The organism is Mammaliicoccus stepanovicii, from assembly GCF_002902525.1.
GTDB lineage: Bacteria > Bacillota > Bacilli > Staphylococcales > Staphylococcaceae > Mammaliicoccus > Mammaliicoccus stepanovicii.
Map to the genome: position 1 here is coordinate 1 of NZ_PPQZ01000025.1, position 22,069 is coordinate 22,069.

At 31.4% G+C, this 22,069-nt stretch carries 22 protein-coding genes; 16 read left to right on the top strand and 6 right to left on the bottom strand.

Going from position 1 to position 22,069, the window contains the following annotated elements; translation table 11 throughout:
• The first annotated feature begins 236 nt into the window (after positions 1 to 236).
• From spxA to pepF, 4 genes are all read left to right on the top strand, one after another.
• Positions 237 to 632 (top strand): transcriptional regulator SpxA, encoded by a 396-nt coding sequence (gene spxA, locus CD111_RS05205; RefSeq protein WP_016999380.1) that lies wholly within the window; start codon positions 237 to 239, stop codon positions 630 to 632.
• Positions 633 to 782: 150 nt separating this feature from the next.
• Positions 783 to 1,472, top strand: coding sequence for an adaptor protein MecA (mecA, locus tag CD111_RS05210; RefSeq protein WP_095088865.1), 690 nt, complete (start codon positions 783 to 785; stop codon positions 1,470 to 1,472).
• A 51-nt stretch (positions 1,473 to 1,523) separates the two neighbouring features.
• Entirely contained in the window at positions 1,524 to 2,513 is a 990-nt protein-coding gene (locus CD111_RS05215) for a competence protein CoiA (RefSeq protein WP_095088863.1), read from the top strand.
• Between the two features lie 39 nt (positions 2,514 to 2,552).
• The gene (gene pepF, locus CD111_RS05220; protein WP_095088861.1) at positions 2,553 to 4,358 is read left to right on the top strand and encodes an oligoendopeptidase F; all 1,806 of its coding nucleotides are present in this window, start codon (positions 2,553 to 2,555) and stop codon (positions 4,356 to 4,358) included.
• A 327-nt stretch (positions 4,359 to 4,685) separates the two neighbouring features.
• On the opposite strand, the gene CD111_RS05225 is transcribed toward pepF, so the two are convergent.
• The 3 genes from CD111_RS05225 to CD111_RS05235 all read right to left on the bottom strand — a co-directional run bounded on the left by CD111_RS05225 (position 4,686) and on the right by CD111_RS05235 (position 6,528).
• Positions 4,686 to 5,474, bottom strand: a complete 789-nt coding sequence (locus CD111_RS05225) for a DsbA family protein (RefSeq protein ID WP_095088859.1) — start codon at positions 5,472 to 5,474, stop codon at positions 4,686 to 4,688.
• Between the two features lie 20 nt (positions 5,475 to 5,494).
• Complete coding sequence (locus CD111_RS05230; protein WP_095088857.1) at positions 5,495 to 5,854, bottom strand: globin domain-containing protein; 360 nt, start codon at positions 5,852 to 5,854, stop codon at positions 5,495 to 5,497.
• 95 nt (positions 5,855 to 5,949) lie between these two features.
• Positions 5,950 to 6,528 carry a CYTH domain-containing protein gene (locus CD111_RS05235; protein ID WP_095088855.1) on the bottom strand — a complete coding sequence of 193 codons (579 nt, stop codon included), beginning with the start codon at positions 6,526 to 6,528 and terminating at the stop codon, positions 5,950 to 5,952.
• A gap of 134 nt (positions 6,529 to 6,662) precedes the next feature.
• Here CD111_RS05235 and CD111_RS05240 point away from each other — a divergent pair, with 134 nt between their 5' ends.
• From CD111_RS05240 to fabI, 7 genes are all read left to right on the top strand, one after another.
• Positions 6,663 to 7,019, top strand: a complete 357-nt coding sequence (locus CD111_RS05240) for a UPF0738 family protein (RefSeq protein ID WP_095088853.1) — start codon at positions 6,663 to 6,665, stop codon at positions 7,017 to 7,019.
• Between the two features lie 5 nt (positions 7,020 to 7,024).
• Complete coding sequence (gene yjbM / locus CD111_RS05245) at positions 7,025 to 7,660, top strand: GTP diphosphokinase (protein ID WP_095088851.1); 636 nt, start codon at positions 7,025 to 7,027, stop codon at positions 7,658 to 7,660.
• 12 nt (positions 7,661 to 7,672) lie between these two features.
• Positions 7,673 to 8,476, top strand: coding sequence for an NAD kinase (locus tag CD111_RS05250; protein ID WP_095088850.1), 804 nt, complete (start codon positions 7,673 to 7,675; stop codon positions 8,474 to 8,476).
• A 2-nt stretch (positions 8,477 to 8,478) separates the two neighbouring features.
• Entirely contained in the window at positions 8,479 to 9,321 is an 843-nt protein-coding gene (locus CD111_RS05255) for an RluA family pseudouridine synthase (RefSeq protein ID WP_095088848.1), read from the top strand.
• Positions 9,322 to 9,369: 48 nt separating this feature from the next.
• Positions 9,370 to 10,752 (top strand): magnesium transporter, encoded by a 1,383-nt coding sequence (gene mgtE / locus CD111_RS05260; RefSeq protein ID WP_095088846.1) that lies wholly within the window; start codon positions 9,370 to 9,372, stop codon positions 10,750 to 10,752.
• A gap of 10 nt (positions 10,753 to 10,762) precedes the next feature.
• Complete coding sequence (locus CD111_RS05265; RefSeq protein ID WP_095088844.1) at positions 10,763 to 12,601, top strand: monovalent cation:proton antiporter family protein; 1,839 nt, start codon at positions 10,763 to 10,765, stop codon at positions 12,599 to 12,601.
• A gap of 161 nt (positions 12,602 to 12,762) precedes the next feature.
• Positions 12,763 to 13,536, top strand: coding sequence for an enoyl-ACP reductase FabI (gene fabI, locus CD111_RS05270; protein WP_095088842.1), 774 nt, complete (start codon positions 12,763 to 12,765; stop codon positions 13,534 to 13,536).
• A 516-nt stretch (positions 13,537 to 14,052) separates the two neighbouring features.
• Here the strand turns inward: fabI and CD111_RS05275 are convergent.
• Positions 14,053 to 15,165 carry an AI-2E family transporter gene (locus tag CD111_RS05275; RefSeq protein WP_095088840.1) on the bottom strand — a complete coding sequence of 371 codons (1,113 nt, stop codon included), beginning with the start codon at positions 15,163 to 15,165 and terminating at the stop codon, positions 14,053 to 14,055.
• 338 nt (positions 15,166 to 15,503) lie between these two features.
• On the opposite strand from CD111_RS05275, the gene CD111_RS05280 reads away from it, so the two are divergent.
• The 5 genes from CD111_RS05280 to CD111_RS05300 all read left to right on the top strand — a co-directional run bounded on the left by CD111_RS05280 (position 15,504) and on the right by CD111_RS05300 (position 19,397).
• A complete protein-coding gene (locus CD111_RS05280; protein WP_371868681.1) occupies positions 15,504 to 17,063 on the top strand; it encodes an alanine/glycine:cation symporter family protein in 1,560 nt (519 codons plus the stop codon).
• Positions 17,064 to 17,144: 81 nt separating this feature from the next.
• Positions 17,145 to 17,894: an alpha/beta hydrolase gene (locus CD111_RS05285; protein WP_095088838.1), complete on the top strand. Its 750-nt coding sequence runs from the start codon at positions 17,145 to 17,147 to the stop codon at positions 17,892 to 17,894.
• Between the two features lie 34 nt (positions 17,895 to 17,928).
• Entirely contained in the window at positions 17,929 to 18,435 is a 507-nt protein-coding gene (locus tag CD111_RS05290) for a YjcG family protein (RefSeq protein WP_095088836.1), read from the top strand.
• Between the two features lie 182 nt (positions 18,436 to 18,617).
• Complete coding sequence (locus CD111_RS05295) at positions 18,618 to 19,193, top strand: PadR family transcriptional regulator (RefSeq protein WP_095088834.1); 576 nt, start codon at positions 18,618 to 18,620, stop codon at positions 19,191 to 19,193.
• Positions 19,194 to 19,217: 24 nt separating this feature from the next.
• Positions 19,218 to 19,397: a hypothetical protein gene (locus CD111_RS05300; RefSeq protein ID WP_188350486.1), complete on the top strand. Its 180-nt coding sequence runs from the start codon at positions 19,218 to 19,220 to the stop codon at positions 19,395 to 19,397.
• 130 nt (positions 19,398 to 19,527) lie between these two features.
• Here the strand turns inward: CD111_RS05300 and ltaA are convergent, their stop codons facing one another.
• Together ltaA and CD111_RS05310 are read right to left on the bottom strand one after the other, a co-directional pair.
• On the bottom strand, positions 19,528 to 20,721 hold the full coding sequence (gene ltaA / locus CD111_RS05305; RefSeq protein ID WP_095088832.1) for a lipoteichoic acid biosynthesis MFS flippase LtaA: 1,194 nt from the start codon (positions 20,719 to 20,721) through the stop codon (positions 19,528 to 19,530).
• A complete protein-coding gene (locus CD111_RS05310; RefSeq protein ID WP_095088830.1) occupies positions 20,699 to 21,874 on the bottom strand; it encodes a diglucosyl diacylglycerol synthase in 1,176 nt (391 codons plus the stop codon). Before CD111_RS05310 ends, ltaA begins: the two co-directional genes overlap by 23 nt.
• Positions 21,875 to 22,069 lie beyond the last annotated feature (195 nt).

Genomic DNA, 22,069 nt, shown 5'->3' on the forward strand with positions numbered 1-22,069 from the left:
ATTTACACTATATTAATCAATAATTTATATGCTTTTTAATGAATTATTAGAAATTTCTCATTTAATTTTAATCTTCGAATAATATAATGTATATATAGCAAAGATAAAGATTAAACGAAGTGAGCAAAATATGTTTAACCTAGTGCTATATAGGGAATAACTTACATAAGAGTGTTTATTCTTATAAGTTCACTGAAGTTTAACATAAATAATTTTCAATTAGGAGAGTGAGATGTATGGTAACATTATTTACTTCACCAAGTTGCACATCTTGCCGTAAAGCGAAAGCATGGTTACAAGAACATGACATTCCGTATACGGAGCGTAATATTTTTTCAGAACATTTAACATTAGATGAAATTAAATCAATTTTAAAAATGACAGAAGATGGAACAGACGAAATTATTTCAACTCGTTCTAAAACTTATCAAAAATTAAATGTAGACATCGATGCACTTCCTCTACAAGAACTATATACAATAATTCAAGATAATCCAGGTTTATTACGTCGTCCAATTATATTAGATGACAAACGTTTACAAGTTGGATATAACGAAGATGAAATTCGTCGTTTCTTACCACGCAAAGTGCGTACATTCCAATTATTAGAAGCACAACGTATGGTTGACTAATTAATCTAATATTAAAGTTTAAGCTCCTGTTTTCAGGAGCTGTTTTTGTATATAAAAATTAAAACAAGTTGTTAAAACAAATTACTGTTAAAATCCATATGTTTATAATACAATAGACGTACTATTCCTAGAGTAAGGGAGTGTGACATTATGAGAATAGAACGAATTGATGAAACAACCGTAAAATTATTTATAACTTATCAAGATATTGAAGCACGTGGTTTTAAACGTGAAGATTTATGGACTAACCGTAAGAGAGGCGAAGAGTTTTTCTGGTCAATGATGGATGAAATTAATGACGAAGAAGAATTTGTAGTTGAAGGTCCATTATGGATTCAAGTACATGCATTTGAGAAAGGTGTAGAAGTAACTGTTTCCAAATCTAAAGGTGATGAGCTAATGAACATGACTGATGAAGAATCGAATGAACACTTAGAATATCAAGTCAATGATTTCTTATCTCAAGCACTCGATTCTGACCAGAATATCGAAGAACTTTTGAAAGAAAACAAAGAAGAACAAAACCAATTTGTACCTAAAGATATTGGCTTGTTAGTTCGCTTTGAAGAGTTAGAAGATATTATTGAATATGCACATTATAATGAACATAAAGACATTGTATTTACTGACTTACTATATATGCTAGATAACAAATATTATTATTATGTTCAATTTGATCAAATAGATAATGAAGATATTATTAACGATTTTTATGGACAATTACTTGAATATGCAAATCCAACTCAAGTATCTAAATTGTATCTAGATGATTATGCAAAAGTAGTTATGAGTTATAATGTAATGGGTCAAGTAACGAGATATTTTGAACCTAAGAATTAAATAAGTAATTTTAACACCTCTTTACGTTTATTTAAGTAAAGAGGTGTTTTTATGTTAATGGGGTTAAATCAATACAATGAACTTGTGTATGCACAACATGCAAAGATTGATGATTTATATAGATGTCCAGAATGTTTATCCGAATTAATTATTAAGAAAGGAAAACATACAACTGCACATTTTGCGCACAAGTCATCTAGTTTATGTATCAGAAATCGTTACAAGAGGGAATCGATTGATCATTTATCATCTAAGCACGATATTTATAAGAGTTTAAATGGACTAATACAAGTTGATATGGAATATTATCTATCAGAGATTGATCAAATTCCTGATATTTTAATAAACAAGAAGATTGTCATTGAATTTCAATTTTCACCGATAAACCTTGATTTATTAATTAGTAGAACTGAAGGGTTCAAATCATTAAATTTACAAGTCATATGGATAGGTAAGAATGCTCACTATCATGATGGCATGCTATATTTAACGATTTTTCAAGCAGCATTAATTAATCATGAGGATAGAACGTTTATTACATATAATCCGACAACGAAGTGTTTAATAAGATACAAGGATGTACAAGTTATTGACCAACATAAATTTCTAGCGAATAAAGAACAAATTGTATGGCGAGATTTACTGGAAATAACCAATATTCGAGAAATTCCTTCTTTATTTCTAAACGATTGTGAATATTATCAATATATAAGAAAATGTAGAAAGAATAGAAGTGTATTAGAACCGACATTATCTTTGCTATATCAATCTGGTTTAATTCATAAAGAACGTCTCGACATAATTGGCATTATCGTTCCAGAACAGATCTATATCTTAACGCATTGCATAACATGGCAAAGTTATGTGTTTTTTGAAATTAAAAATGGAACTTTTTCATTTGAAAGATGTCTTGAGTTTATTAAATTTAGAACATTTTATAATAACAGCTATTCAAGAGAATGCGTGCTTAAGAAAGCCATTCATTCATATTTAAAAATTATACAAGTAAAGTTTATATCACGTGCAAAAATTAGCAAATAATGAGAAAATAATAATAATATTTTAAAGGAGGATTTCAATATGGCAAGTTTAATTACAAGAGAAGAACAAGTTGAAGAGTATACATGGGATCTAACAACCATTTTCTCTTCAGATGAGGAATATGAAAAAGCATTTAAGGAATTAGAAACATATTTAGGTAAAGAACAACAATTTAAAGGACATTTGAAAGACAGTTCTGACACGTTATATCAAGCACTGTTACTTGATAGCGAAATTGATGAGAAACTTGGGAAGGTTTATGTTTACGCTCATCTAAAACACGATCAAGATACTGCTAACGATAAATATGTAGGTTATGAAGCTCAAGCAGCTACTTTGGCTAATAAATTTGCGAGTGCATGGAGCTTTATATTACCAGAATTAATGTCGATTGATGAAGAAACATTAAATGAATTTGTGAAATCAAATAAAGATTTACAAAGATATCAATTTGATATTGAAAAATTAAATAAAAAGCGTCCGCATATATTAAGTGATAAAGAAGAAAAGATTCTTGCTGAAGCGGGTGAAGCATTACAAACGCCAAGTAATGTATTTGGAATGTTTAATAATGCAGACTTAGAATTTGAACAAGCAGTTGATAAAGATGGTAATAAACATGAATTAACACAAGGTACATATACTAAATTGTTAGAATCTGAAGATCGTATATTAAGAAAATCAGCTTACGACAACGTTTATAAAGCTTATGGTAGTCATAATAATACTTTAACAGCAACTTTAAATGGTAAAGTTAAGGCTGCAATATTTAGCTCAAAAGTACGTCAATATAAATCAGCTAGAGAACAAGCATTATCAAATAACTTTATTCCTGAAGAAGTCTATGACAATTTGATTAAAACAGTACACAAATATCTACCTTTGTTACATCGATATACTGAATTAAGAAAAGAGTTACTTGGATTAGATGAAATGCATATGTATGATATGTACACACCTTTAGTTAAAAACTCTTCATTTGAAATGCCTTATGAAGAGGCTAAAGATTGGATGGTCAAAGCATTACAACCAATGGGTAAGGAATATACAGATGTAGTAGAAGAAGGCTTGAATAATAGATGGGTTGATGTGTATGAGAACAAAGGTAAGCGTTCTGGAGGCTATTCTTCAGGCGCACACTTAACTAATCCATTTATCTTATTAAATTGGACTGATTCTATCTCTGATTTATTTACACTTATTCATGAATTTGGACATTCTGCACATAGTTACTTTAGTCGTAAACATCAATCATCTAATGAAAGTGATTATTCAATTTTCGTTGCAGAAGTTGCATCTACGACTAACGAAGCGTTATTAAGTGAATATATGGATAAGAATTTAGAAGATCCTGAAAAACGTAAATATTTACTGAATCAAGAATTAGAACGATTTAGAGCTACCTTATTTAGACAAACAATGTTTGCTGAATTTGAACATTTAATTCACCAAATTGTAGAAGGTGGAGAACCTTTAACTGCAGATAGATTAAATAAAGAATATGCTGATTTAAATAGAAAATATTTTGGTGATTCAGTCGTAACTGATGAAAATATCGCTAAAGAATGGTCTCGTATTCCTCATTTCTACTATAATTTCTATGTTTATCAGTACGCGACAGGTTATAGTGCTGCTCAAGCGTTAAGTAAACAAATATTGGATGAAGGCGCACCTGCTGTTGAAAGATATATTAACGAATTCTTAAAGGCGGGCAGTTCAGATTATCCTATTGAAGTATTGAAAAAAGCAGGTGTCGATATGACGTCTAAACAACCAATAGAAGAGGCTATGGAAGTGTTCGAAGAGAAATTAAATGCGTTTGAAAAACTTGTGAAAAACAATTAAACAAATGTACACGTTTTCAATATGACAAGTATGTGACAAATGAAAAAATAAGATGTTTTTTGTTGAATTTCATTGTACGACCATGTTATATTTTATACATGAAATTAATCACATAACAAACATACCCCTTTGTTTGAAGTGAAAAATTTCTCCCATCCCCTTTGTTTAAAACACCGTGTAATCAGACACGGTGTTTTTTTATTTAGTTTTAAAGTTAACATCCCAAAAGTTATCTATTTGAAGAGTGTGGGTAATTAATATTTTCACAAAAAACGCCGATCTGAGTTTAGTTAAATACTCAGATCGGCGTTTTTAGTTATACATTATTTACTTTTTATGTTTCCAAAAATTACCGTGTACAGAATCTTGTGGTTCAATGTATCCTTGGAGTTGTAATTTTTTAAGTTCTCGCTTCACGATTTTCTCTGGCCATTCATAAATGGTTGCAATTTCTTGTTCGGAAATTAGACTTTGAGATTGAATATATTCAAGTAATTTAGGGGGAAGTTGTTTTTCTACTTCTGTCCCAATCAATTCTTGAATAATATAGGTATAAATGTGATAAGGATATAATCCTTCTACTTTAAGTCCTTCAGAATGTATATCTTCATTAAAGAATACAAGTGAAGGTGTCATATTAATATCCATTTCTCTAGATATGTGTAAGTCGGTTTTTAAACTGTCAGTTAAAGACTGTTCTTTTAAGTCTTTAATAAATACTGATAAATCTAATCCTGACTTATAAGCGCATTTCCGAATGAGTTCGACAGTAATAATCTTATCTTTAGGTATGATTTCATTCTGAATAAGATTTAAAAACCTTGTCGCCCTATTATGACCTTGAAGTTCTGCAGCTTTAAAAGCTAATGCTACATTATCAAATTCACATGTACTTTGTGCCTGACACTTTGTTAAAACTTTAAGTGAGGGATTCAATATTTGACGTATTTTGACGTATTTTTGATATTCTATTTTTAACTTTGCTAATGTTGTTGATAGATTAAAACAGTCTTCACAAAATGGATCGAAAAATGAATATATTTCGATTTTGCTGACGGGTGTTAAATCTATATTATTTTGTTCATTAGCATGGATTAATCTTAATTCATCGGCCATATTATCCACCTTCAACTATATTAAGCGTTAACCATGTGATTTGCAGTTAGCTTGAGTCTTTCAAATAAATATTCTTGTATGTCTTTATCTAATCGAGATGATGTAAGAGCTTTAAGCATATTTTCTAACCATGCATCTCTTTCATTAGTCGTGATTGTGAAAGGTATATGACGTTGACGTAACATTGGATGTCCATGTTCGTCCGTATATAATGAGGGACCACCCAAAAACTGTGTAAGAAATTGTTTTTGTTTACGACTTGTCTCTGCAAAGTCACCAGGGAAAAGATGATTGATTCGATTATCTTTTTCAACTAAGAAATAGAAGTGATCAATCATATCGTATAAATCATCGGGGTCAATTGCTTCATATGGAGTCATACTTTCACCTTTTCTCGCTTATTAGATTATTGATAATATTAATATAACATGTTCCTAGATATTTAAAAGTATTTCGACTTGTAGTGATGTCGGTGTTAATTTGATTTCTTTGCTGCATCGAAGAACCGTTTAACTTTATTGGCAGGTATTCTTCTCTCAATATTTAGATTTTCTAATATACTAGAAAAATCAATTTCCCCTTTATCAAAATCGGAAACTTCAAATTCTAATTCAAAATCTTCTTCATTTAAATAAATACTATGATCAAGCACGAGTAATCCTGTATCGAGCTTTTGTTCTAGTCTATAAGTTGTTAAACTACCTAATAATACTAAATCGTTTAATACTATATGATGTTTGTTTAATGCTTCGCTAATACTAGGCGGTAACATATCTATACATAATTTTTCTCCTAATTTTGGTAAGGAGTCAATTGGTTCATTTATTTCGAGTAAGCCGATTTTTTGAGGAATCTTCAAAGTCATTTCATATTGATGGTGTTTTTCACGAATTCTAAGTGCCATTTTCTTAGAAATAATGTCTTGATTGTATGTATCTATATAGTAATTTGTTTGTTTAAAAGGCGCTTTTTGTTTAAAATAATATTGTTTGATTGAAAAATATTCGTCATGAGTGAGTAAGTTTTTAAATTCTATTTCTAATTCTTCTGCCATGTTATTTAACACATCCTTTTTCACTATTATTATAGAAGATAAATGGTAAAACAAGTAATTAGATAAAAAAATGCTCACGTTATGATTGTTTAAATTAAAATGTGTTAAAATGAAGTGAAATAGGAGGAACAGCAATGCGTATTTATGTTAATGAAATAAAAGTAGATGATAATCAAGTAAAGTGTTATACAGACGAAACAACTGAAGGTATGAATCCTACAGAACATATGATTGTTGATAGTGACAATCATGCTTTCGTATATATGTTAGATAGTGGTGAAAATTATAATTATTTATTATTTGTCGAAGAAACGTGGACAATGTTGCATGAAAATTTTGATAAAGAAATAATTGTTAATGACCATTTAGTGTTAACTTCATTTAAAGAAGAAATGGAATTTTTGTTAGATAACATCGCAGATAATCACAATTACGGTAAGGAGTTTGTTGCTTCAGTAGAAGAAGCCTTTGAATTAAATAAAGCGGAGTGATGGCTATGAATCAATGGGAAGAATTTTTGGCACCTTATAAACAAGCAATTGATGAATTAAAGATTAAATTGAAGGGGTTACGTAAACAATATGAATCTATAGACAAACCTTCACCAATTGAATTTGTTACAGGTCGAGTAAAACCAATATCAAGTATTATCGATAAGGCAAACCAACGTGACATACCTTTTGATCGATTGAGAGAAGAAATGTATGATATCGCAGGTTTAAGAATGATGTGTCAATTTGTTGATGATATCGATGTTGTTGTGGAATTATTGAGACAGCGACAAGATTTTGATGTTGTAGAAGAGCGGAACTACATAGAATATACGAAAGAGAGCGGTTATCGTTCTTATCATGTCATTATTAGTTATCCAATTGAAACATTACATGGAAAAACGAATATTCTTGCTGAAATCCAAATTAGGACGTTAGCCATGAACTTTTGGGCAACGATAGAGCATACGTTAAGATATAAATATGATGGTGATTATCCTCCAGAGATAAGAAATAGACTTGAAAGAGCAGCAGAGGCAGCTTTTTTACTTGATGAAGAAATGTCTGAAATACGCGAAGAAATACAAGAAGCTCAAAAGTATTATTCACGACAAAAGAGTAATAAACATAATCACGATTAAGGGGGTAAATCTATGAAATATAATATTTTATCTAAAGGCGATTCTAAGTCTAATGCATTGATGTACAAAATGAAAAACCATATGAATGATTTCAATATGATTGAAGATGAAGAATCACCCGATATCGTGATTTCTGTTGGTGGAGATGGAACTTTATTGCAAGCTTTTCATCAATATAGCCATATGCTAGGCAAAGTGAGTTTTGTAGGTGTACATACCGGACATTTAGGCTTCTATGCGGATTGGTTGCCACATGAAGTTGAAAAATTAATCATCGAAATTAACAATTCAACTTATCAAGTGATAGAGTATCCACTGTTAGAAGTGATAATCCGCTATAAAAAAGGTGGTTATGAAACGAGATACTTAGCATTAAATGAAGCTACTATCAAAACAGATAATGGTGCGACTTTAGTTGCGGACTTAGTATTACGTGGAGAGCAGTTTGAAAGATTTAGAGGTGATGGACTATGTGTTTCAACACCTTCTGGATCAACTGCATATAATAAAGCTTTAGGTGGCGCATTAATTCATCCGTCTTTAGAAGCGATGCAAATTGCAGAAATTGCCTCAATCAATAATCGTGTGTTCAGGACGGTAGGTTCTCCTTTAGTATTACCAAAACATCATGTGTGCCATATTCATCCTGTTAATCATGATACTTTACAAGTAACGATTGATCACGTAAATGTTAAACATAAGAATATTGAGTCGATACAGTATCGCGTTGCGAATGAAAAAGTCAGATTCGCTAGATTTAGACCGTTTCCATTTTGGAAGAGGGTACATGATTCGTTTATTTCGAATGAGGAATAGTGATGAAACTTCTTAAATATATTGCGAATGAATCAATAGTTCTCAAGACATTCTTATATGAGCAAGGCATTTCCAGAAAAAGTTTGAGCGCCATTAAACAGAATGGCGCTTTATTAGTTAATGAACAGCCTGTTACAGTAAGGAAAATTTTGCGACAACATGATGTTATTAAAGTGTATTTACCAGACGAAGTACCAAGTGCATATTTAGAACCCTTCGAAATGGATCTCAACATATTATTTGAGGATGAATGGTTAATCATCATTTCAAAACCACCTTTAGTAAGTACTGCACCTTCAAGAGATCATCCACATCACAGTTTAGTCGAAGCGGTATTGTTTTACATGCAAAAAAATAACGAAAAAACAATTCCACATATTGTTACACGTTTAGATCGTGGTACAAGTGGTATTATTATATTTACTAAACATCAATTGATTCACCACATGTTATCTCAAATTGAAATAAAGAAATATTATTTAGCAGTTGTTTGTGGTGTATTAAAACGACAAAACGGCCAAATTATTGAGCCAATTGGCAGGTCGCCACATTCAATCATTGAACGGATAGTTTCTACAGAAGGTAAATTTGCTCAAACAAATTATGAATTATTGGATTCAAACGAAACGCATTCGTTGTTAAAGCTACAATTATTAACAGGAAGAACACATCAAATTAGAGTTCATCTTGCACATATTGGGTATCCAATATTAGGGGATAGTCTTTATGGCAAGGTAAACAATCAATATAAACATCAATTATTACAATGTTATATTGTAGATTTTTGTCATCCTATAACTAAAGAAAATATTTTGATTAAGGATGATTTACATTACCACTTATAGCAAGTAGATATGCTATAATGAATTGTATTTTTGGAGGAGGTGGCATAGTTGGTTAACGAAAATAACGAACAATATATAGAAGATGAAGCGTTTGATAAAGAAAAATTAGACGCATTATTAACAGAGGGCGATATTGATCAATTTCGTGATGAATTTTTAAGTATGCATACATATGATCAAGGGGAGTACTTTGAAATATGTGACGATGAATTCAAACAAAAAATATATCAATTTCTCTCTCCAACTGAGGTAGCGGATTTCTTCGAAACAACGGAACTTGATGATGAAGAATACGATGAAATATTTCAAAATATGAATGCCAATTATGCAAGTGAAATGTTAAGTGACATGTCTTATGATAATGCAGTAGATATTCTGAATGTATTATCTAAAAATAAAGTAGTCACGTTACTCACACTTATGAATCGGGAAGATGCTCAAGAAATTAAAGCATTATTACATTATGAAGAGGATACTGCCGGCGGTATTATGACAACTGAATATATTTCTGTATATTCAACGATGTCAGTTAAAGAAGCAATGTTTTATGTCAAAGAACAAGCGCCACAGGCAGAGACGATCTACGTCATCTTTGTAGTAGATGAAAATAAAAAACTAGTTGGCGTTATATCTTTAAGAGATTTAATCGTAGCAGAAATTGATGCATATGTAGAAGAAATTATGAGTGAGCGTGTCATCAGCTCAAATGTAGCGGATGACCAAGAAGATGTTGCTCAAACAATGAGAGATTATGACTTGATTGCTTTGCCTGTTATTGACTATCAAGATCATATATTAGGTATTATTACAATCGATGATATTTTAGATGTTATGGATGAAGAAGCAAGTGAAGACTACTCTAAATTAGCCGGTGTATCAGACATCGACTCTACTAATGATACGGTTATCCAAACAGCAATGAAACGTTTGCCATGGCTATTGATTCTTACTGTTTTGGGGATGATAACAGCATCAATCTTAGGACAATTTGAAGATACATTATCTCAAGTTGCGTTACTCGCAGCATTCATTCCAATCATAAGTGGTATGAGTGGTAATTCAGGAACGCAATCATTGGCCGTTTCTGTACGTAATATTTCTACAGGAGAAATAGATGAGCAAAGTAAACTTAAGTTAGCTTTAAGAGAATCCGGTTCAGGTTTATTAACAGGATTATGTTGTGCGTTAAGTTTATTTGTTATCATTATTGTTTTATATCAAGAACCAATTTTAGCAGCAATTGTTTCAGTGAGTTTAACAATAGCAATGACTGTTGGTACTTTAATGGGATCCGTTATTCCAATGTTTATGAATAAAATGAACATTGACCCAGCAGTTGCGAGTGGACCATTCATTACGACAATAAATGACATTGTTAGTATGTTGATTTACTTTAGTCTTGCAACAGCATTTATGTCTTATTTAGTATAAGGAGAAAAATATGGAACATTCGAATTTTACATCGCTTGTAGTAGTCGTTATTGCAGCGTTTTTAACACCAATCCTTATAAATAGACTTAAGATATCATTCTTACCAGTTGTTGTTGCTGAAATTATTATGGGTGTTATTATAGGTGATTCATTATTTGGTTTAGTTAAAGAAGACGCTTGGTTATCCACTTTATCTACTCTTGGTTTTATATTCTTAATGTTCTTAAGTGGATTGGAAATTGATTTTACGGCGTTCAAAACTAAAAAAGTAACCGATGAAAATGAAAAGCATATCCCAAGTAATATTTATTTAACAACCGTTGTATTTTCAATGATTATGGTATTGTCTATTCTATTAGCATTTATATTTAAATGGACTGGTTTAGTTGATGATGTATTATTAATGGTAATTATTATTTCAACTATAAGTCTTGGTGTAGTCGTACCAACGCTTAAAGAAATGAATATTATGCATACGAGTATTGGACAATTTATATTACTCGTAGCAGTAGTAGCAGATTTATCAACAATGCTGTTATTAACAGTTTACGGTACGCTTTATGCTAAAGGTGATTCACCATTATGGTTAATTGCTATTCTAGTTGTATTTAGTATTATTTTCTACATTATGGGTGGCTTATTCAAGCGTTCATCATTTTTACAAAAGTTAACTTCTGGTACGACGCAAATCGGTATTAGAGCAGTATTTGCTTTAATTATATTACTTGTTGCGTTAGCTGAAGGTGTTGGAGCTGAAAATATTCTCGGTGCATTTTTAGCGGGTGTTATCGTATCGTTACTTGGACCGAATCAAGATATGGTTGAAAAGTTAGATTCATTCGGTTACGGATTCTTCATTCCAATATTCTTTATAATGGTGGGTGTTAATTTAAATATACCTGCACTTGTGAAGGAACCAAGTTTATTGATTATTATACCGTTATTATTTATTGCATTTTTAATTTCTAAAATTATACCAATCAGTTTTATTGGAAAATGGTATGACAAGAAGACGACAATTGCGTCATCATTTTTATTAACGTCAACGTTATCGCTTGTCATTGCAGCAGCTAAAATCGCAGAGCAATTGGGTACAATAAGCCCAGAAATATCCGGTATTCTTATTCTGAGTGCTGTTATTACATGCGTTGTTGTTCCAATCGTATTTAAAAAGTTATTCCCAATTCCTGAAGAAATTAAGAAAGTTGTGAAAGTGAGTTTTATTGGAAAAAACCAATTATCAATTCCAGTGGCACAAAGTATTCATTCGAATATTTACCAAACAACTATGTATTTCAGGAAAGACCTATCAGATAATCGAAGTTTAGATAAAACAATCAAAACAAATGAATTAGATGAATATAGAGAAGAAGAATTAGAGAAATTAGGCTTATTCAATTCTGATATCATTGTATGTTCAGCTAACGATGATATTATCAATAAAGAAGTTGCTTTAATGGCACATAAACATGGTGTTAAACGTATCATATGTAAACAAGAAAGTATTACAAATGATGAAGAACTCAGTGGTAAGAATATCGAATTCTTTAGTAGTTTCTTAAGTAACAAGATACTGCTTAAAGGACTGATTGAATCACCAAATATGCTTAATTTATTAAGTAATGTTGAAACTTCATTATATGAAATTGAAATGAAAAACCATGCTTATCATAACGTGTTGTTACGATCATTCCCATTTGCTGGGGACATTATATTTGTTCGTATTATTAGAGGCGTGGATTCTATCGTTCCACATGGTGATACAGAATTGCAATACGGAGATAAGTTAATAGTTACAGGTTCAAAAGAATATGTATCACAGTTGAAACAAGATATGGAATTAGTTTAAATTTCGATATTAATCAATTTATAAAAGCAAGTCATCTCGACATAAAAAGTTATTTATACTTTTGTGGGATGTCTTGCTTTATTTCTTGTCAGGTGGTATGACCAGTGGTATCATTACGAGAGAATATAAAGTTTAATATATATATTAAAGGAGTTAAATGAATGTTTAATTTACAAGGTAAGACATATGTAATTATGGGTATTGCAAACAAGAGAAGTATAGGTTTTGGTGTAGCACAAGTGTTAGATGAATTAGGCGCTAAAATTATATTTACATATCGTAAAGAACGCAGTAAGAAACAAATTGAAAAATTATTCGATGAACTTAAAAATCAAGATGAAGTACATTTATTTGAATGTGATGTTCAAGAAGATGAACATGTTATAAACGCGTTTAAACAAATTGGAGAAAAATTTGGCCAAATAGATGGTGTTTATCATTCAATAGCATTTGCTAACATGGAAGATTTAAGAGGAAGATTTGTAGATACATCTCGCGAAGGTTTCTTATTAGCACAAGATATTAGTTCATATTCATTAACTATTGTAGCAAGAGAAGCTAAAAAATTAATGACGAATGGCGGTAGTATTGTTGCGACGACTTATTTAGGTGGAGAATTTGCGGTCCCTAACTATAATGTTATGGGTGTTGCTAAAGCAAGTTTAGAAGCTAATGTTAAATATTTAGCACGTGATTTAGGTGAAGATAATATACGAGTGAATGCTATTTCAGCAGGTCCTATTCGTACATTAAGTGCTAAAGGTGTTGGAGAATTCAATACAATCCTTAAAGAAATTGAAGAACGTTCACCATTAAAACGAAACGTCGACATTATAGAAGTAGGTAAGACAGCAGCTTACTTATTAAGTGATTATTCAAGTGGTGTAACTGGAGAGAACATTCATGTTGACTCTGGTTATCACGTAGTAAGGTAATAGAATATCAAATAAAGTTGTGCCTGGGACAAATTTGTTCCAGGTTTTTTTATATTTGAAGAAGATAACGCAGACGATTCAGGAGATAGTGGAATTGATACACGCTAAGAAGCAAGATTGAGTAATCTAGCAAAATAGGAAAGGTCTAAATGGCAAGACTGACGAATCTAGCAAAATAGGAAAGGTCTAAGTGGCAAGATTGAGTAATCTAGCAAAATAGTAGAGGTCTAAATGGCAAGACTGACGAATCTAGCAAAATAATAGAGGTCTAAATGGCAAGACTGACGAATCTAGCAAAATAGGAAAGGTCTAAGTGGCAAGATTGAGTAATCTAGCAAAATAGGAAAGGTCTAAGTGGCAAGATTATTGAATCTAGCAAAATAATAGAGGTCTAAATGGCAAGACTGACGAATCTAGCAAAATACAATAAAGAAAAGAGAGCTAATCCGTAAATTATGGATTAGCTCTCTGAATTTGAGAATGGACGATTTATGTCAAAAACTCAATTTAGTTGTTTTATTTAAGATTGTTATCTGTTCGTGGATCATCTGCTACTGTTCTTGAAGCAGTTGAACTTATGGATTGCCTATGTGTATATACATTTCTAACAATCGTTTTAATAACGGCATAAGTAGGAACGGCGACTAGTATAGCAACGAAGCCTCCTAAATTCCCTGCTGCTAAAATAACTGTAATAATCGTTAACGGGTGAACGTTTAAAGATTTACCCATAACATTTGGCGTAATAACATTTCCTTCTAGTTGTTGGCAAATTAAAGTTATAATACTTACCCAAACAAGCATCATAGGATCTTGTATAAGTGCAATGATTGCCGCCGGAAGAAATGCCAGCCATGGTCCTAAGAATGGAATCATGTTTGTTATAAGGGCTAACAATGCTAATAGTAGCGCATAGTCTAAACCAACAAGCGTATAACCTAGGTATAAGAGTACACCCAATATAAGGCTGACTGTAACTTGTCCTTGTATATAAGATTGTAGAGTGTGGTTTATATCTTTAAATAAATTAACGACAAACCATTTTGTACGTCCTTTAAATGGTTTTGCAATAAAAGGTATAAATTTTTCGTGATCTTTTAACATATAGATCAAGAAGAACGGCACTAAAATCAACAAGAATAAAGTGGAAACGATAGAAGATATATAGCTAAACATGTTTGATAACATGTTAGTCATAATTCCACTGATACTCGAGATTGAGTCATTGATTTTTTGTGAAATGTTTTCAGGTAGTCTATCTCTTTGTTGTAGTGCGTAATCAACAGCATGTTGAAATTCTCTTTGAATATAAGGAGAATTTTTAATTAAATTATTAATTTGATCGGTTAGTACTGGTGCTACGATTGAAATGAAAATAGATATTACTAATATCAAAGCTACAACAATTATAGAAATACTACCCCATCTTGGGATTTTTCGTTTTTCTAACATTTTCTGGAAAGGTAAACAAATATAAAATAAGAAACCACCTAATAATAATGGCAATAGTATAGATTGCACGATTATTATAATTGGATAGAATATATGATTGATTTCTATAAATACCTTAATGATAAGAAATGTTAGGAGTATAGCGATTCCTGTTCGGAACCAAGCTTTGTTTAACAAAAGAAGACCTCCTTGTAATTTTCTTATGTCTATATATTATATTGAAAAGCGAAATTTAACAATGGATTAATGGAAGTATTTACTTGAAGGAATAATTTAAGTTGTGCGGATTAGAATAATTATTAATTAATTATGAATACTATGTAAAGGAGAATTGTTTGGATGATTTTTGTATATGTTATTAATACAACAAAGTAAACGCTTACAAAATGATGATTTTATCTTTATAAAAAAATATTGATTGTGTTTTTATACATGGTATAATCAAAAAGAGATTAATTCGAAATCTTCTGAATTTAAATTTATCTCAATTGCTTACAAAAAAGGGGAGATTAATAATGGAAGCATTTGTTAGCTTTGTGAATGATTTAGTTTGGAGTAAACCGCTTGTATATGGCTTGTTAATAACGGGAATTCTATTTTCACTCTTAATGAGGTTTTTCCAAGTTAGACACTTTAAAGAAATGATTCGGTTGATGTTCCAAGGAGAAAAATCACCAACTGGTATTTCCTCATTTCAAGCAATTGCAGTGTCTTTAGCTGGACGTGTAGGTACGGGTAATATTGTAGGGGTTTCTACTGCAATATTCATCGGTGGTCCGGGTGCTGTATTCTGGATGTGGGCGACAGCATTCTTAGGTGCGAGTTCAGCATTTATTGAGTCTACGCTAGGGCAAATTTATAAAAGAGAAATTAAAGGTCAGTATCGAGGGGGACCAGCATACTATATTGAAGCAGGTATTAAAGGAAAAGTTGGTAAAATCTATGCAATTATATTTGCCTTAGTTACGATTTTGTCAGTTGGTTTATTGTTACCAGGTGTTCAATCAAACGCTATTGCATCATCGATGAAAAATGCATTTGGCGTTAATCAATGGGTCATTGCGATTGTATTAGCATTATTACTTATCCTAATTATATTTGGTGGTATTAAATCTATCGCGAATGTTGCGACAGCTGTCGTCCCATTCATGGCCATTATATACATAGGTCTAGCAGTAGTTATTATTTGTTTAAACATTAGTGAAGTACCTGCACTGATTTCTATGATTTTCAAATCAGCATTTGGTGCAGAAGCAGCGTTTGGTGGTATCATAGGTGCGATGATTGAAATTGGTGTGAAACGTGGACTTTATTCAAATGAGGCTGGTCAAGGTACTGGTCCTCACGCGGCAGCAGCAGCTGAAGTATCACATCCAGCTAAACAAGGTTTAGTTCAGGCATTCTCTGTATATGTTGATACATTATTTGTTTGTACTGCTACGGCATTAATGATTCTTATGTCAGGTACATTTAATACAACAGATGGAACAACGAATAGTGATGGTACACCTCATTTAATTAAAGACAACGGAATTTATGTAGAAGCAGCAGATGGAAGTAAGGATGTAAGTGGAACCGCTATGTACGCTCAAGCTGGTATTGACAAAGCATTTTCAGGTGGCGATTATACATTCTCTCCAGAGTTCTCTGGATTTGGTTCATACTTCATTGCATTTGCATTGTTCTTCTTCGCATTTACAACAATTTTGGCATATTATTATATAGCTGAAACAAACGTCAGTTATATATTCCCTGGACGGGGTCAGAAGATATGGATAAATGTTGTAAGAATTGCACTTGTTCTAGCAACTGTTTATGGAACGTTAAAAACAGCAGATCTTGCATGGATGATGGGGGATTTAGGTGTTGGGTTAATGGCTTGGTTAAATATCATAGCAATATGGATATTACATAAACCAGCATTAAAAGCATTGAAAGACTTTGAAAGACAGAAGAAAGCAAAAGGCTCTGGCCAATATGCAATATATAAACCAGATCCAAATGAAGTGCCAACTGCTACATTCTGGCATGAAGATTATCCAAAACGATTAAAAGAATATAATATAGAAGAATAATAAACGACCAATATGAAACGCTTTCAAATATGCGCTCTCTACTGTACAATAGTGTTATATGTATAGTTGGGAGCGTTATTTATGGATAAAAAAATAGGACTTGTTGATCAAGTAAAACTAGAAAGTAAATTTTTAACAAGGGAAGTGACAATCTCAATATATTTACCGAAAGAATATACGGATTTATATAAGCATCACGTTGTGATAGCATTTGATGGCCGTGATTTCTTCCAATTTGGACAAATACATCGAGCTTACGAGAAGTTACGATCTACAGAACAATTAGAAAGAGCTATTATAGTGGGCGTACACTATGAAGATGTAGAAGGTCGCAGAACTGAATTCCATCCAGATGGTTCAAGAAGAAAAGAAATGTCGCAGTTTGTTGTTAAAGAATTGATACCATATATAGATGGCAATTATTCAACATTGAAAGTTGGAAATGCTAGGATTTTAGCAGGTGATAGCTTAGCAGCGAGTATATCATTGTTAACAGGGTTAAAATACCCTCACCATTTTAGCCAACTCGCATTATTTAGTCCTATGATAAACGATACAGTAATAGAGGCGTTTGAAGACTGTACGTCTAAAGAACTACTGAATATTAAACATTATATCGGTAAAGAAGAAGATCATTTCAAATTAATAAGTGGTGATATGGCAGATTTCCTTACACCTAATAGAGAATTTAGCGAAATATTAAAATCATCTGACGTGACATATGATTTTGAAGAACTAGATGGCGGACATACATGGAAAACATGGAAACCAAAATTAGAAGATATGCTAAGATATTTTTTAAGTCAGCAAAATCAGAAAAATTTGATATAATAGTATTGAAGAAAAACAAAGGAGGAAGTATCAAATGAAACTAGGCATCGTACTCATTCCATCTAAACCATTTCAGGAAGCAGTAAATGCATATCGTAAAAGATATGATAAACACTATGCGTTAATTGGTCCACATATTACAATCAAAGAAAGATTTGACATCGAAGATGACAAATTAGAGGAAGTCAAATCTAAATTAGAAGAAACAGCTAAGAAACATGAACCAGTTAGTATTCAAGTTTCAAAAGCTTCAAGCTTTGCCCCAACTAAAAATGTTATTTATTTTAAAGTTACAAAGACTGATGAATTAGAAGCACTTTATAATGAGTTTAATAGCGGAGATTTTTATGGTGAAAGTACACATCCATTTGTACCGCATTTTACAATTGCACAAGGTTTGTCTAGTCAGGAATTTGAAGATATTTATGGTCAAGTTAAATTGGCCGGTGTCGATCATTCTGAAACAATTGATACGATTAAATTAATGAAGCAAAATGAAGACGAAACTTGGTCTGAAGCAGCTTCATATACATTAGGTTAAATGATATTGAACTACCAACAAGAGCTTAGGCTTTGTTGGTAGTTTTTTTATTTTTTTAAGATCAGAAAGCATGTAATTTACAATGATATAATACTATATTTTATATATAACGATATATCGTTTGACTCTTTTCGATATATCGCCTATAATATCGATATATCGAAAATAAAAGGAGATTAATTATGTTAAATAGAAGTAGACATGAAAGAATACAAGCAATGATGCAACATGAAGGTGGTGGATTTGGTAGAAGTTTTGATGGTCGTGATAAGATGTTTGGTACTTCTCGTGGTAAGGACAGGTTCTTTAAAAAGGGTAACTTGCAATATATAATTTTGAAGTTATTACTTGATGAGCCTAAACATGGGTATCAAATTATTAAAGATTTAGAATCACAATTCAAAGGATTTTATTCACCAAGTCCAGGAAGTGTATATCCAATATTACAAATGTTAGAAGACCGTGATTTTGTATCAATAATAAAAGAAGGAAATAAGAAAGTTTATACAGTTACTGAAGAAGGACGACAATTTTTAGCAGATAATATAGATAATGATGATTTTAGCAAACGTATGGAACATTTTAAAAATATGGATATGGATAAACTAAAAAAATCAAGAAATGATATCCAAGAACTATTCAAGCTATTTATGATTGCCGGTCAAAGTGCTATGAAAGATGAGGAGAAGTATAAAGCATTTCAGGAATTAATTAAAGAAACAAGAAGTAAATTAGAAAGTTTTCAAGAAGAAAATTAAAAGTTTAGTTGAGAAGGTTTAATAATGAAGAAAAGTAACGTTAATCATATTTCTATTATTGGTGGCGGGCCAGGAGGACTCATGTTAGGTCTATTATTACAGCAACAAAGCATACCTTTTACAATATATGAACATAGTTTTGAGAATATTCATGCTGATAGTGGTGGTTCACTGGACATTCTACAGAATCACAAGAGAATTTAGAGTTATGCTTCTCAGAAAGTGATGCTGAAAAAATGGCACAAGTTTTTAATAATTTACAAGCATAACTTAATATTTAAAGAAAAAATCTCCTCATTCATTTGTTAATTTATAATGAATGAGGAGATTTTATTTATGCTTTTTTCTTTTTGTGAGTTATGACAAAGTATGAACCGTAAAATATTGCTAAGAATAGAAATATCAAACTAGAACCATAAATTGTGTAGTATACATCCCGGAATATTTCAGAAATCAGACCACCAATTAATGGACCAATCATCGTTCCAAAACCTTGAACGCTGTTGAATACACCCCAAGTTTCTTCTTGAATATCACTATGAATGTGACTTGCCATGAATGTATTCCATGCGGGTAACAATAGACCGTAAATGGTACCAATTACCAATGCAATGATTAATACAATTGTTAGTTGCGTTAATATTGTTAATCCAAATATAAATGAACTATATGCAAAAAATCCAAAGAATATAATGACATGTGTGAAAATTTTAGCATATTTGTCCATTAATTTTGAAAAGAATAACATAGATATCGTACATCCTACACCACCTACAATAAGCATAATCGTATATTCTAGTGTACTAACACCCATATGTTTAGTGGCATATGTTGGTAATATTGGAACAAGCATGCCTATTGCAGATCCTTGTAGAAAAATACCAGGGAATAGTAATAAATGTCGTCTTGTTACAAACACAATTTCTTTGAACTGTTTCTTAATTGATTTATCTTCATAATTTGTTAATTGTACCTTTACAAAATAGAACAATATCCATGCGATTAGCACACATAATGACATCATGAATGTAAATCGTGTTGGGTGTAATTTAAACAGTAAATTCATGAAAATCATACCCGATAGCATACCGACTAACCAGCTAAAGTATACATATCCCATTTGCTTACCACGAGATTCTTCAGCAACACTCGATAACATAATAACCCATATAGGACTAACTGCAATACCTAATAATATCGCACTTAGAATAAATACAACGGGTGAAGGGATAAATATAATTAACGCAAGACTGGAAAATGCTAATACAAAACCAGAAGTTAATATGATGGTTGGACCGAACCGTTTTAGAAGAAAACCGATAACGAAATTGGTTAATGCATCACTTATAAAGTGTAATGATATTGCTAAAGAAGTAATACCAACAGTCACTTTTGCAGTGGTTGTTGGTAAGATTGGTAAATAACTTAATATATACATACCTCTAGCAAATTCCATCATGAACAATATAACGAGCATTATCCAGAAATCTTTTTTATAAAATGATTTACCTGATGAAATATTTGGCATACATTGGAACCTTTCCGTATACTTCATTATAAGATAATGAGTCGCTAAGTAATGAAAGTAAATCATTACAAATCGTTTCGGTCGGTTTTTTAATATAGTTTTCTTCTAATAGATTTGTCATTTTCTTTAGTTCATTAGGTTGATTTACTATTGAAATAACGAGTTTTGTTGCTTCTTCTGGTGTATTTGCAACTTTTCCATAACCTTTTAATGCAAAGTATTCAGCATTTTCTAATTCTTGACCTGGTGCTGGATTTAAGAATATTAATGGTACTTTTCTAGAGAAGGCTTCTGAAATTGTAATGCCACCTGGTTTTGTAATCATCAGCTGGCTTGCAGCCATCCATTCATTCATATTATTCGTATATCCTAAAATTAAGACATTCTTATTGTTCTTAAAGTGTTGCGTTAATTCGCTCTTCAAAGATTTGTTATTACCACAAATCATAACAACTTGTGAGTCTTTTGCATGAATATCAATTTTGTTAATCATGCTTGCAAAACCAGAAGAAACACCAAATGCACCTGCACTCATTAGAATGACTTTCTTATTAGGATCTAATTTATGTTTCGTTAACCAATGGTAACGGTCTACTGGTTCTTCAAATTGCTTAGAAATTGGGATACCAGTGACTTTAATAGCTTCGTTCTCTACACCGATTGATTTGAATTCTTCTTTCAAGTCTTCAGTTGCTACATAATATCGATTGGAGTATGGCGTAACCCAGTTTTTATGAAGTCTGTAATCAGTCATGACAGTAGCTATTGGTATATTTAAATTAAATTGCTCAGTTAACACAGAAACAACAGGTGTTGGAAAAGTTAACAAAATTAAGTCAGGCTTTTCTTTTATGAGTAAATTTAATAATTTATTTAAACCATAGTATTTATAAAAACATTTGTCGATTTGTTCTGGTCTACTATAATAGAAGAACTTATACATGTTTCTAAAATGTTTAAAACTATTAATATACCAATGTTTAGCGATAGACGTCATAATAGGGTGAGCTTCTAGAAATAAATCGTGTTCTATCACATTTAAATGATCTAAATTCATTTCAGCAAATTGGTTCACAATACTATTTGTAACTTGTAAATGTCCATTACCAAAAGATCCAGTAATTATTAGTAATTTTTTGTTTTGAGAAACCATAAGCCACACTCCGTATTTGTATTTAATATCTATGATAGTTTAACGCATTTTTGTTAATTTGTGAAAAGATTTTATATATAATTACAAAAAAAATATAATTAGTATTTGTTATTTCAACATTTTTAACAATAAATACTTAGTAGCGCTTATATCGCTATTTAATTTTGACACATCATAGTTGTGTGAAAGTAGAAC